This is a genomic window from Bradyrhizobium ottawaense, assembly GCF_002278135.3.
In the GTDB taxonomy this organism is placed as follows: domain Bacteria; phylum Pseudomonadota; class Alphaproteobacteria; order Rhizobiales; family Xanthobacteraceae; genus Bradyrhizobium; species Bradyrhizobium ottawaense.
The window spans coordinates 6679497-6692191 of the sequence record NZ_CP029425.2; the positions used below are offsets into that span (position 1 = coordinate 6679497).

General features: G+C 56.0%; 7 protein-coding genes and 1 pseudogene. 3 read left to right on the forward strand and 5 right to left on the reverse strand.

Translation table 11 applies throughout. The annotated features are described in order from the left end of the window. Nucleotides 1-21 precede the first annotated feature (21 nt). Together CIT37_RS31550 and CIT37_RS31555 are read right to left on the reverse strand one after the other, a co-directional pair. A complete protein-coding gene (locus CIT37_RS31550; protein ID WP_095424354.1) occupies nt 22-261 on the reverse strand; it encodes a PilZ domain-containing protein in 240 nt (79 codons plus the stop codon). Nucleotides 262-283: 22 nt separating this feature from the next. Further along, entirely contained in the window at nt 284-505 is a 222-nt protein-coding gene (locus CIT37_RS31555) for a hypothetical protein (RefSeq protein ID WP_095424355.1), read from the reverse strand. A gap of 560 nt (nt 506-1065) precedes the next feature. Between CIT37_RS31555 and CIT37_RS31560 the strand changes: the two genes are divergently transcribed. Continuing rightward, a complete protein-coding gene (locus CIT37_RS31560) occupies nt 1066-1287 on the forward strand; it encodes a hypothetical protein (protein WP_152036285.1) in 222 nt (73 codons plus the stop codon). 1107 nt (nt 1288-2394) lie between these two features. On the opposite strand, the gene CIT37_RS31565 is transcribed toward CIT37_RS31560, so the two are convergent. Beyond that, entirely contained in the window at nt 2395-2637 is a 243-nt protein-coding gene (locus tag CIT37_RS31565; protein ID WP_167456580.1) for a PilZ domain-containing protein, read from the reverse strand. Nucleotides 2638-4217: 1580 nt separating this feature from the next. On the opposite strand from CIT37_RS31565, the pseudogene CIT37_RS31570 reads away from it, so the two are divergent. Then, nucleotides 4218-4358 (forward strand): annotated as a pseudogene (locus tag CIT37_RS31570) (GDP-mannose 4,6-dehydratase); the annotation flags it as partial. Between the two features lie 1088 nt (nt 4359-5446). On the opposite strand, the gene CIT37_RS31575 reads toward CIT37_RS31570, so the two are convergent. Then, complete coding sequence (locus CIT37_RS31575) at nt 5447-9655, reverse strand: cadherin-like domain-containing protein (RefSeq protein WP_095424359.1); 4209 nt, start codon at nt 9653-9655, stop codon at nt 5447-5449. A gap of 527 nt (nt 9656-10182) precedes the next feature. On the opposite strand from CIT37_RS31575, the gene gmd reads away from it, so the two are divergent. Further along, nucleotides 10183-11274, forward strand: a complete 1092-nt coding sequence (gene gmd, locus CIT37_RS31580) for a GDP-mannose 4,6-dehydratase (RefSeq protein WP_095424360.1) — start codon at nt 10183-10185, stop codon at nt 11272-11274. Nucleotides 11275-11363: 89 nt separating this feature from the next. Here gmd and CIT37_RS31585 read toward each other — a convergent pair whose 3' ends face one another. Continuing rightward, nucleotides 11364-12668 (reverse strand): WcaI family glycosyltransferase, encoded by a 1305-nt coding sequence (locus tag CIT37_RS31585; RefSeq protein WP_095424361.1) that lies wholly within the window; start codon nt 12666-12668, stop codon nt 11364-11366. Between the last annotated feature and the right edge of the window lie 27 nt (nt 12669-12695).

Consider the following 12695-nt stretch of genomic DNA (forward strand, 5'->3'; position numbering starts at 1 on the left):
TGATCAGGGTTATCGTCAAGACTATTCGAACGATACCCCAATGCGATTGTCATTCGACCAGATTAGTCGGCAACTATATACGGTGCGATCTTTCTCAAGCATCAATTTGAATGTGGAATTCACGAAACGCTTCGACGGAAGTTCGATTGCCGCGCCATGTTCGGACATGTTGAGAACGCGGCAGCGTGAACTGGCGCCGTCGCCAAACATATAGGCGACCTCGTCCACATCAATGCGCTCAAGCTTCCGACGTTCTGTCATGTATGTTGCCTGCCAATGGGGCTCAATCTCCTGATGTACAGCTTTTCTCTAGCAACTGAAATTGTCGAGCGAATTGCGTTGCCAAGGCTGATCGCTCTCTGGCAAGGACCCTTCTTTGCTCATTCATGTCGTGTCCGTCACGTTCAAGCACCTCAATCAAGATCGCTTGGTTTTCAACGCTTAGTTGTTTCGCCGCAATTTCTCTTGAAATAACTGCTAATTCATCGTTGCAATCTGAGGTCATGGTAATCCCAGGACTGATCTGTCGGTAAAGTAAAGCTACATCCTACCTGACTAACCCTGCTAGAATGTTACTTTGACTTTACAAGGCGCAGCTACTGGCTCTATCCAGGATGCATCCTGTTACCTTCGTCTCGAACCAGCGACCGTGCCGTCCGTGTTCATAGCCAGAGTTCAGCGACTTAGGCGTGAGAACTGGCAAGTGGCCGGATGAGGCTCAGCAGCAGCCGCCGAAAATGTGCCCATGCGGCTAGCCGGCTTCCCGCTTGCCCGGCTCTGCTCTAAGCTGGCTTGCGCCTCGCGAAGATCGGCACTACCGTCAGCGGGTTTGATTTCACAACAGCGCCGTCATGCCGGCCGTATCACTACTGAAGGCAGAGGCCCGCTGGTTCACCCCCGCGGGCCATCGCGCTACAATCCACAAGCGACAGGCAATGCTGAGCACTGCGTTTGAGAGCAGTGCTAAGGGGTTTGCAAGTCATCATTGCTGACACAGGCGTGAAACATCCCGGTCAAAGCGGGGCTCATGCCATTCCTCTCCTGGTAAGACATGGGAGACTGGGAATGATCAGGTCTATTGTATTAGCTTCCGTGGCTTTGGCTTTGGCGGCCGGCGCTGTACAGGCTCAGCAGGGCATGTCTCGAAAAGCCTTTGTCCGAGGTCTCGACAGCTGCAGGCAACTCGCTAGCGAACGTGGTTTTTCGAGCGCCGGGGGAATTATGAAAGGGCAAGGTCGCGCAAAGCGAGAGTTTGTCATCAACTGCATGCGCGGCAAGCAAACCTGAGGAGCGATCTTGTGCTCGTCGGTTCAGAGTTGCGGGCCTCTAGGCGCGCGGCTCGCCCTCCTGCTCATTGCGTTTGGGGACTGCATAAGCAGGTGTGATGGTCGTCGACTCAGCTGGCGGGCCTACGTGCTAGCATCGCCGATCGTGCGGAACGTCGCGGCACCGGCCGCAGGAGCTGCTTCAGAGCGGCACCTTGCGTAGTAGGCCGCCCGCCATGCTCGAGTCCAGACTGAGTAAGGACGTCCTCGGCTGATTAGCTTTACTTAGTTTCTTGAGCCGCTAACGAGCATTACATGCCGCGCATAAGTTCGCCGCCTCTGCAGCCCCCATGACAATTCGACATGTGCTCACAATGTAGCGGCCGACTGAGCCGGGTGGAAGGCTAACACCCGCATCGACCAAGCCGGTTCGCATTTTCAAGCGCGCCGACTGCAGAAGCTCACTTGGGACGATTAAGACCGTTCCAGCTGGCAGACCCCGGTTCATGTCTCATTGGTCCCAAAACACAACGCTGCCGGGCTCGAAATACAGGTCCCGGCAGCGTTTCAGTCTCAAACTGAGCGCTGAAATCCCAGTTGGTTACGACAGTGCAATGGCCATGCCACAACCTTGTGACACGACCGCCTGTTCACGCTGGCGCCGAGGATTAATATCCACGCTTCAGTCCTAGGAACGACCCCGGCCGTCGCGGGGGGCTGGCTGCGGACGCACCGGGGCCGCCCGACGCGCCACTCAGCGTGACACGCCCTTTGATAGCATCTCACCCAGATCGCGCAGATTAATTCTAGGAGGCATAACCCGTCCGACCGCCGGCTACCTCCGGTTCTTTACCTTGATCCAGTGATTCTGCCGGCCACCGCGGTACGCCGGCGCGATGTTTCGAGACTAGCCCCTCAAGCCCCATGCGGCACGCTGCCCGGAATAGATCCGCGATGTCGCCTCGCTCGAAGGGGGTACGCTGATCCCATCCGGCCGGCGTGCCAAGAGCTGTTGCAAGCTTGCTTTCCGCACGTGGAGCGGCAGCAACCGCACATCGTCGCCGCCCATCGCCAGCACATAAGGCGTATACTTCCCCTCATGATCCAGACTGAACTTTACGACAACGTCTCAAGCTGATACAAAAGCGATCCCAATCCGCCTGTCGGAGCGCCACACCGCTCGGCACGGCCGGTGCGACTCTGCCGTCGGAATCCTCAGCATGAACTCATGCGGAATTCCAATCTGACTCGGTACCTCCAAATGTGCGCCGCTCTCCGACAGGTCACGTGCGACGCAGCTGAACGCGCCCCCGGGAAATTCGATCATAGCGGCTTTGAAGACGCGCCGCCGGCGTACCTTACGCTTTTCCATGACCGCGAGACTGCGGGACACATATGAGAAATTGTTGAAAATCGTCGCAGAAAGTCCCACTCGAATCCTAAGGCGCAATTAAGGATGCGCTAATCGCCGGGTTAGACCCCTCCATCTCCCGTTTGGTGGGAGTGGAAAGGGTATTGACAGACCGGCGGTCCCCGGCGAACGTTCGTCACCTCACGTCATGCCGCTTCGTCGTTAGGCAGTCCCTCCCACTTGGAGTTAAGGCTCGGGTCCTTTACGTCCGTGCCCGACCTTAGCGCAGAGCGTCACTCTGCTTCATGTAGGTCGCTCGAATAGAGCAGTCCAAGGCAGCCCCTAAGCAGATTCCGGCTGAGCGCCATTGCGGGGTCCCCGTGGCTCGTAATGCGCGAGGTTCGCAGCCGACCGCGACAACGGTAGACACCCGCGGGACGCCTGCTTTTGCAGTGAACGTCAGGAGTTGGCGGGCTCTGGGCTAAGTTGATTTTTTGAACTGACAAAGCTTAGATATTTGCCTAACTCTTACCCATAAACACCTCGGGGGGCCACGGTGGAGCTATTTAGAGCCGAAAAGATTGGCGAAATCGAAAGCCGGCCAAATAGAGTGTGTAGATTGTGCGGAAGAACGCTCCGCTTACTGAAGGCAGTGCATTTCCCAGATCGGGAAAAGACCGTGCGCTCATTTGAGTGCGAGTGCGGCGACCGCACTTGGGACGATTAACTTTGGGCTTAGCGTTCGGCTTCGGGGAAATGGAGCAGCTGCGATATTTCGCGCCTGTTATATAGCGAGCATCCGGCTGTCGCTTCATAGGCCAAGGCGGCTGCGCAGAATGTCGCGTTCTTCGCGCAGTTCTCGGAGCCGCTGAGCATTATCAAATTGTAACGCCTGCCACTCGACCCGATCCTCTGCAGTCCACAAGTAAGACTCGCGATTGAATCGATCTTTCTCTTCTTCATCGAACTCGACGTACGTTCTTATTTCGTGTTCCACTTGGTCCAGTTGTTCTCGTAGAGTTCCCGGCATTAGCCGTTCCTTCGGCTCTGCCTCCAGCCTGCCCTGATCTTCGACGAATGGGCGCGCTGATCAATGGATATTGGCCGAGCGGCTGATACGATCATCCTGCCTAAGATCACTATCGCCATTTCCCCGCCTGGGCACGAAATATCATCCGACACCCGGCGGTTCAATTTACTCGACTCCCTTAGATGTGCAGCAAACCGGAGTCCCCTAGTCGCATAGGGGCGCGAAGCGGTTCCTATTTCGGGATTTGAGCACGGTAGTGGCGTCTCTGATCATGTGCCGGAGGGCACATCTTCATGCAAGGGGGCGTTCGAATCCAAAAGCGCATAGGGGCCTTTACGCGATCACTTATTACGCCAAGCCTGGAGCTCTTATCATATCCAATCTGCTCTGTCCGCGAGGTTAGGATGAACGCGGTCGAAGATGGTTACACCTACGCACACGTCTGTCGGAAGTCTTTGCTCAACCATTACAGCCAAACGCCGTTATCTCAGCTCGATTCCTTTCGTTTTCACCAATCCCTAGCGAAGCAGATTTCGTGCAAGCACAAATTTTCTTTTTAGGGACTGATACGATAGAAAAACGTGCACTTGCTACCGGCGTCACCGGACAGGAAGGCGCCTATTCGGCTGAACTTCTTCTGCAGAAGGAATACGAGGTCCACGGCATCAAGCGCCAGACCTCCCTCTTCAATACGGATCGCTTTGAGCAATTGCGGCGATTATGCTGTTACCAAACGCCATCTGTTGCTCCGGGCCGGTTGGCCCAGCTAAGCTTTGCTCCTAGGGGAAGTCGTCATCCGATCGACCGCAGAGCAGCACCTCGTACTCCTGGTGCCGAGGCAAGAGCTGTCCTCGTCCTGGATAACGTGAGCCCAGTCGTCATGTGACTGTCTCACGCCTTAGACTGATACACTCTCCTGCGTGCCCAGGCTGGAGCAGATTTGCAGCGCTGGACGCGGAACGTTGCGGACTTCTAAAAAGGCGTGTCGCCACGAACGAATCGAAGTCAGCAAAGCTTCGAACGACATCAAGCCGGACCGACCATGGCACAGCCGCGATCCTCCGGATGTTCTCCTGTTAAAGGCTTGGCTAGAAGGGCGTTCAATGCTGACACCCCATAGACGGCAGGACCAAGGAGATACATCAGATGGCAGCCGGAAACAGAATTGTGCTGGTCACCGGTTGATTTAACCATCCATCAACCAATTTCGCTCAAGTTCCCCCTGCGGAACCGGGTGCCTTGTGCCGCTTGCATTAGGGCCCGCATGTCTCGGCGACTTCTCATGACAGCCATTAGTGCCGCCTGTTTGCTCACAGGCTGCGCAACTGCGCCATTAGCGCCAAGCAGTGCGATCGCCTGGGATGGATTGGGCCGCAATCCCAATCTGTCTTCCACGGCGAGGCGCGGGACTAGTTCTCCTCTTGTCTACGAACACAACAAGGAACGAGAGAGAGTATTACTCGCCCTTCGTCCCTATTCAGAGACGTGGTGGGCCGTGCACGACGAGATTGAAGCGGAAAACGATCGGCAGCTCAGCAAGAGGCTGGTGATCTGTCATGGCTGTCTTACTCATCCGCCATCCGAATATTCAACTGGATCCATTTCGAAACAACAATCGACCAAGTGAGGCGGCGCCTACCGGTTCGGCCTGCTCGAGCGAGCTCACGCAGGGGCCGCCCAACCGAAGAACGATGTTACGACAAAGCCCTGACGTGTAACGCGCCTAGTCGTCGAGCGTGCGCCCCGCCGCTAACCTTCAGACATCTTCCTAGTTAAGCCCAATTGAGAGGTCGATCAATGCTATGCAACAAATGAATAATCCAGGGCACCAAGATGTGTCACACCCACGATCGTAAGCTTATCGACTCCGCCAGCAAAGTGGACGGACCACTCGTCTCCCTCGACGGTCAGATACGCGCTTGCGTCATAACCCTTGAAAAGCAGCTTGTCATGCTCAGCTGTTGAGGTTGTATACACATGGAAGTCAGCGATCGTATCGTGTCCGCTCCCCTTTCCATAGACAAAGGTGTCGTTTCCTTCACCTCCAAACAGCCAATCGTCGCCTCCTGCCCCATTAAGAATGTCATTGCCACTTGACCCTACCATTCGATTTGCGAGATCGTTTCCGGTTCCTGTCAAGCCCCCCTGCATCAGGGTTAGATTCTCGACATTTGACGGGAGCGTATACGAAACGCCCCACACCTGAACCGTGTCGACACCTTCGCCCGGGTTCTCGATGATCGTCGTATTTGCAGCACCGACGACATAGGTGTCGTCACCGGCGCCGCCGATAAGGGTGTTACCCGTCCCGCCCGCCTTGAGATTGTCGTTCATGGCGGTGCCATAGACGTACTGATCAGTAGCGGTGCCACTCCAATAACTGAGAGCGGTGCCGCTGGTCGGCAGAGCTCCTGGAAGCTGAAAGTTATCACTCACGAAATCGGAGATCGTTGTCCCGCGGAAGACCAGTGTCTCATAGGGCGTCAACGTCAGGTAGACGTCGAATCCGACCTGATCCATTTCTGCCTTGATTTCGCCAAACGAAGTGAAGCTAAAGCCATCCAGCTTGACTACGTCATGATCAATGACACTTCCTGAATGGAAATCGGTGATGATATCCGAGCCATCCCCGAGCTTGATGACAAAGGTGTCGCTCCCCCCGCCCCCGGTAAGGATATCGTTGCCCTGTCCTCCTGTGATGACGTTATTAGCTGAAGTGCCGATGATGATGTTAGCTTGGCTATTCGCGGTGCCATTGATAGCAGCGCCCCCGGTCAAGATGAGGTTCTCAACGTAGTTGGAAAGGGTGTACGAGGTCGATGCCCGCACTGTATCCACTCCGCCCCCGGCGACCTCCACGATTTGAGCGTTAGCATCCGTGACGATGTAGGTATCGTCACCAAGGCCGCCGATCATGATGTCGGCACCGCCATTACCTCCGATCAGATCGTTGCCGACCGTTCCCGTGAGGGTTTCGGCACTGCTTGTTCCAGCGATCGTGACGGTGTGAGCACCGCTCGACAGAAGGGTGTAATTGGCCAGCGTGTATTCGGGTAGTTGGTAGGCCTCGATCGAATCGATGATCAGGGTTGCGTTGGATCCAGCGGCTGCGGCTCCAGCCCAGCCACCCATCGCGAGATTGGCAATCATGTACATCGCCGTATTCATATCTGCGGGCGTGGGAGCCTTGGCAATCTCAGCGCCATCGACAAAGAACGTCAGATCATAGGGTGTCCATTCGACCGCAAATGTATGCATGCCCGAAGTGAGATCAGCCGTATTTGCCCAAGCACCCGGGGCGGCCGTCGATCCGGTCGACGAATGGACCTGCCAATGAGCCTGATCCGGGCTCTGCCCGAATGCCTCGAGAACGTCGAGTTCAGCGCTGTACTGCCCGTTGATCGGCAGCAACCAGAAGGCAGGCCAAGCCCCCGTTGTGCTTGGTAACGTGGCCGTCATCTCGAAGTATCCGTAAGTCTGAACGAAGCTGTTTTCGCTCGAGATCATACCGGTGTAGAATTGAGCTCCTCCGACATACGGACTGATGGACGAGGAAACCGGCTGAGCAGTGATGACCAATTCGCCATTCTTGATGGAGAACGGGTTGAGGCCGAGCGAACTCGATGCCTGCGTCCCCGGCAGGCCGGTGAAGCTGCTATCGACGTAAACGCCCTGCTCCCCGCTCCCGCTCAGCAGATAGCTGGCTGAACCGCTCCATGCGTAGCTTGTCCGCCAAGTCAGACTAGGATCCTGACCGGCCGACAGCGAATTGAAATCATCGCCAAACGTCTTGATGAGACCCGACTGGGGCGTCACGATGTTGACGTTGGCTGCTACGAAGCTTTGAAGATTGGTGTGCTCAAGGGTAATCCTCTCGCCGTTTCCGAGGGCAAGGTATACATCCGTGCCTGCTTGCGTCATTGCAGCCTTGACATCGGCAAACGTCTTGAAATTCGTGCCGCTAATCTGAAGGATGTCCCCAGCCGCTCCAGCGGTAAAATCGATGATGACATCATTTCCATTTCCGGCCTTGATGACGAATGTGTCTATGCCGCCGCCTCCCAGGAGTACGTCGTTGCCGAGCCCTCCATCGATCATGTTGTTGCCGGCGTTACCGGTGATGATGTTGTTAAGCGCGTTGCCGGTGGCCGGCGCCCAGGCACTCCCGGTCAGCGTCAGATTCTCGACATTTGGCGCATTGACGAGGCTATAGCCGTCGTAGTTTCCAACCAGGATCGTATCGACGCCTTGGCCGGCCTGTTCGACGACCTTTGTCGTGCGATCGTAGATGACATAGGTGTCGTCGGCGGCGCCTCCAACGAGAGTCACCGCCGCGCCGCTGGCCTGCAGCTTGTCGTTTCCCAAAGTCCCGTACAACGTGCCGGTCCCAGCAGCGGCTGGCGCAAAGCTCGCGGTTGCGCTTGCGGGCAAAGGATTGTCGAGCTGGACATTGGCGGCAGCCAGCGACGTGAGCGTCGCGTTTTTCAATGTTACAGTCTCGGCGCTAGACAGCACTATGACCGTATCAGAGCCAACCTGCTTGGCAGCCGCCAGGAGATTCGCAAAAGTTGCGAATCCGTAGTTCTGGACTCGCAGCACATCACCGCCAGCGCCGGCTTGGAAATCACTGACGACATCCGAGCCGTAGCCTTTGGAAACCACGAATAAGTCGCTGGCTCCGCTTCCGGTCAACACATCGTTGCCGGAGCTTCCGAATACGATACGACCTGCCGCGACCGGAGCCGGCGGTTCTGTTGCTGCAATAGTCAGGCTAGCAGTGGATAGTGCGGTCAGCGATCCGTCGGACGCCGTGTAGTTGAAGCTCACCTGTCCGTAGTAATCCGCTGCCGGCGTATACGTCCAGGTGCCATTGCCGTTGTTGACGATACTGCCACCACCGCTCGCCACACTGACCGAGGAGATCGAGAGCGACGAGCTGTCGACGTCCGTAACTCCAGCAAGCAAGGCCGCCGCACTGATCGTATAGGAGACATCCTCCGTACCTGCAGCAAGCGTTACCGGCTTGGCCACCGGCGCGTCGTTGACTGCCGCGAGCATCAAACTGGCGGTCGATGTTGCAGTCAGCGATCCATCGGACGCAGTGTAGTTGAAGCTGACCTGTCCGTAGTAACCCGCTGCCGGCGTGTACGTCCAGGTGCCATTGCCGATGTTGACAATGCTGCCACCACCGCTCGCCACGCTGACCGAGGTGATCGAGAGCGAAGAGCTGTCGACGTCCGTGACTCCAGCAAGCAAGGTCGCCGCACTGATCGTATAGGAGACATCCTCCGTACCTGCAGCAAGCGTTACCGGCTTGGCCACCGGCGCGTCGTTGACTGCCGCGAGCATCAAGCTGGCAGCCGATGTTGCAGTCAGCGATCCATCGGACGCGATGTAGTTGAAGCTGACCTGTCCGTGGTAATCCGCTGCCGGCGTGTACGTCCAGGTGCCATTGCCGTTGTTGACGATGCTGCCACCACCGCCCGCCACGCTGACCGAGGTGATCGAGACCGAAGAGCTGTCGGCGTCCGTGACTCCACCAAGCAAGGTCGCCGCACTGATCGTGTAGACAGTGTCCTCGATACCTGCGGCCAAGGCTATAGGGCTCGCCACTGGCGCATGATTGACAGCCTCATTGACGAGGAGGACATTCTCGGCTGTCAGCGAATTCAGCTTTATGTTGCTTAGAGTTAGAGATTCGCTATCTGAGAGATTAATGACGACATCAGATCCGACTTGCTTCGCTGCAGCCTTGAAGGCCGCGAAACTCGTAAAGCCATAATTCTCGATGCGCAGTATGTCTCCACCTGCGCCACTAGTAAAATCCCTAATCGTGTCGGAGCCAAATCCCTTGGAGATTACAAACGTGTCGCTTCCGGCTCCCCCCGTCAGCAAATCGTTACCTGCGCCCCCAGAAAGCACGTCGTTCCCGGAAGTACCGATTACAATGCTCGCATAATCGACCTTCTGGGTCTTCGTTGAGGTCGTCGAAATTGTTGATTTTGCCATGACCGTTCCGCCGTTAATGCGGCAACGATCCAAGCTTCGCCTCAAAATCAACTTACCGGGATCCAGACAAATTGAACGAGAGCTGGTCCAGGTCTTCGCTGGCTTAATGTTCGCTGAAAAATGCGAACTTCATAGATAGTTCACTTATTGCCCACGGTCAGCATTGCTGGAGGAATGTAGGCCGATCCAGGGGATTTGTTGATGCGTGTATTCATCGTCGGGATGATCCGCCGCAAATCCACTTGAGCATGGGCCAGTGGGCCTGAATGCTGAAGCTATGGTTAGGGCTGACGCGGCGTTTCGGCACGACATGGTCGCGGCAAGCATGAGCACGACCACTGGTTTGCCCCTCCTTGCCCGAGGTCCGCACTGGGGCGATAATCATGAATTCAAGTTACGTTAGGACGACATCTCCGGCTCAACTGGAGGTCCCAAGAGCCGTTAATCTAAGCTTGATTTTTTGGACAGACGTCTCCCCATTGGCCTCGTTTTGGAGTACGAACGACGGATCAAAACAAGAGATTGCTATGGCAAAAAAACGTGCACTGATTACCGGTGTGACTGGTCAAGATGGCGCCTATCTAGCTGAATTGCTTTTGGAGAAGGGGTATGAAGTCCACGGCATCAAACGCCGGACTTCGCTATTCAATACTGATCGCATCGATCACCTCTACCTAGATCCTCATGAGACCAATCCAGCATTCGTCCTGCATTACGGGGACCTAACGGACTCTTCGAGCCTCATACGCATTGTTGGTCAGATTCAGCCGCACGAGATCTACAATCTCGCCGCGCAAAGCCACGTGGCCGTTTCGTTCGAGGAGCCAGAATACACCGCGAACTCCGACGCCCTTGGTACGCTCCGAATTCTCGAAGCGATGCGGATCGTCGGACTCGAAAAGACCGCTCGGTTCTACCAAGCGTCAACGTCCGAACTTTACGGCATGGTCCAGGAGATCCCGCAAAAGGAGACCACTCCCTTTTACCCACGTTCGCCATATGCTGTCGCCAAGCTCTATGCCTATTGGATCACGGTCAATTACCGTGAGGCCTACGGAATGTACGCATGCAACGGCATCCTTTTTAACCATGAATCTCCGGTCCGCGGCGAAACCTTTGTCACCCGCAAAATCACTCGCGCGCTCGCGCGCATTCATTTGGGCCTGCAGGAACGGTTGTATCTCGGCAATCTGGACGCCCTGCGCGATTGGGGACACGCGCGTGACTATGTCGAGATGCAATGGCTGATGCTGCAACAGGAAAAGCCAGAGGATTTCGTGATCGCTACCGGCGTGCAGCACTCCGTCAGGGACTTCGTCAACGTCGCCGCGAGCGAGGTAGGCATGACAATTGGTTGGGAGGGAAGCGGCGCCGAAGAAAAAGGATACGATGCCGCCACAGGAAAGTGCGTTGTTTCGATCGATCCTCGCTATTTCCGTCCCACCGAGGTCGCCACGCTTCTTGGTGACCCGTCAAAGGCGAAGGAGAAACTCGGCTGGGAGCCCAAGACATCGTTTGAAAGTCTGGTTCGAGAAATGGTGAAGGAAGATCTCGAATCCGCAAAGCGCGACGAACTGATCAAGCAGCACGGCTTCAGATATTATCCGCGCCATGAGTGAGCGGTGGCAAATGTAAAACGGAAGGGCGGGGAGCTTAAAATCGCTCCCGCCCTTTTTGATTCAAGACTTGGTATGCCGACCCGTTTTCATCAAGGCAGAGGAACGCCATCCTTCACCGGAATTGGGACATCCATAGCTCCAAGAGTGGGCTTTGGCGCTCGAGCAAATGGAGCCTTCATGGTTGCCATCTCCTCGATCCAGCGCCGGACGATTGTGCGACGATCCCAACGCTCGATGGAACGTCTTCGCCCCTCAGCGCCCAACTCTTCGCAAAGCGCGCGTTCGTCGCTCAGCTTCACAATTGCGGCGGCAAGCGCTCGTGAGTCGCCCGGAGGAATGACCAGCCCAGCGCCATCAACTTCCGCAGCGAGCCCAGTTCCTCGACTTGCCATTGCAATGACCGGCCTTCCGGATGCCAGGATTGCGCCGAGCTTTGAAGGCAGGACTAGGTCGGCCGCCTCAGCCTTCTGAGGAATGAGATGAAAGTCAGCGGTCGCCATCAACTCATTGAAGCTCTCATTGGGCTGCAAATCCAAAAAGTGAACACTTGAATGACCCTCCGCCATTTCGACCAACTTAGCCTTGTGAGGTCCCTCACCAGCGAGAATGAGATGAATATTGGCACGACTATCTTCCAAAGCTGCAGCCGCACTGATTGCAAGATCTAGACCCTGCTTGTTCGACATCGTGCCTGAGTAGAGCCCAACAGTCGCCGTGTCGGGAATGCCCAGTTGTCGACGATAGCTTGTCTGCCTGGATGCGGGAAAGATAGCACTCGTATCGATCCAATTCCTGACCTCGCTTGTGCGTCCCATCTCCAAACCCTTGCCATGCAGACGAGCAACCATCTGCAGAGAGATCGATGAAACCCTGTCAAACGAGCGGATGATGGTGGCTTCCGCCTTGAGCATCCCCCTACGCAGATTCTCATTCTGAAGCAATCCCAGATCGAAGGCCGCGTCGACCTCGAAATCCTGCACATGCAGCCAAGACTTGGCGCGAATCCGGCGAGCCATGAAGGAGACGAATGCAGCTGACATCAATGAGGGCGCCACCGAGAGCATGATGTCAGGGCGCCAGCTAAATGCCTCTTTCGCAACGGGCAGCACACTGCTCAATGCGAAGGATGCATGATGAATCAAACGCTTCCCGCCCGATGGCTGCGCAGGGACGTAAATCGGCGTGCGCGTGACGCGGACACCGTTGATGTCCGTTGCCCTGAAATATGACGCACTAAAGTTCGTCGGGATGTGCCAGGTGGGATAATAGGGTGGCGCGGTGATCACCCTAACTTCGTGACCTTCGTCGACGAGGGCTTCGCACAACTCCGTATTATACTTCGCCACCCCAATTAGGTCGGGCGCGTAATTGATACCGACTAGCAGAATACGCATTGATACAATCCAATGAAAAACGGTTCA

Coding starts and splice junctions, on each gene's coding strand:
- CIT37_RS31550 (WP_095424354.1), bottom strand. CDS start 261: ATGACAGAACGTCGGAAGCTTGAGCGCATTGATGTGGACGAGGTCGCC.
- CIT37_RS31555 (WP_095424355.1), bottom strand. CDS start 505: ATGACCTCAGATTGCAACGATGAATTAGCAGTTATTTCAAGAGAAATT.
- CIT37_RS31560 (WP_152036285.1), top strand. CDS start 1,066: ATGATCAGGTCTATTGTATTAGCTTCCGTGGCTTTGGCTTTGGCGGCC.
- CIT37_RS31565 (WP_167456580.1), bottom strand. CDS start 2,637: ATGGAAAAGCGTAAGGTACGCCGGCGGCGCGTCTTCAAAGCCGCTATG.
- CIT37_RS31575 (WP_095424359.1), bottom strand. CDS start 9,655: ATGGCAAAATCAACAATTTCGACGACCTCAACGAAGACCCAGAAGGTC.
- gmd (WP_095424360.1), top strand. CDS start 10,183: ATGGCAAAAAAACGTGCACTGATTACCGGTGTGACTGGTCAAGATGGC.
- CIT37_RS31585 (WP_095424361.1), bottom strand. CDS start 12,668: ATGCGTATTCTGCTAGTCGGTATCAATTACGCGCCCGACCTAATTGGG.